The 288-nt window shown below is 43.1% G+C and carries 1 protein-coding gene; it reads left to right on the forward strand.

Translation table 11 applies throughout. The features are described 5' to 3' along the window. A partial coding sequence (locus RYX56_RS21870) for an aldose epimerase family protein (RefSeq protein ID WP_500660622.1) occupies positions 1 to 288 on the forward strand: 288 nt, incomplete at both ends.

Consider the following 288-nt stretch of genomic DNA (forward strand, 5'->3'; position numbering starts at 1 on the left):
TGATGCTCCAGTTACGCCATTTGATTTCCGAAATGGGAGAAAAATAAAAGACGGAATTCAATCGAACCATCCGCAAAATATCCTTGTCGGAAATGGGTATGATCACCCGATCGTTTTTTCAAAAAAGGGCCAAAATACGATCGCCTTAAGTGATGAAGAGAGCGGCAGAGAGCTTACTGTTACGACAGATCAGCCGTGTGTCGTTCTCTATACATCCAATCAATTAGCAGGGCCTTTTTCCATTTCAGGTGTTAAGGCAAGAAATTATTTGGGCGTGTGCCTGGAAAC

It is taken from the genome of Alkalihalophilus lindianensis, from assembly GCF_032843265.1.
GTDB lineage: Bacteria > Bacillota > Bacilli > Bacillales > Bacillaceae_D > Alkalihalophilus > Alkalihalophilus lindianensis.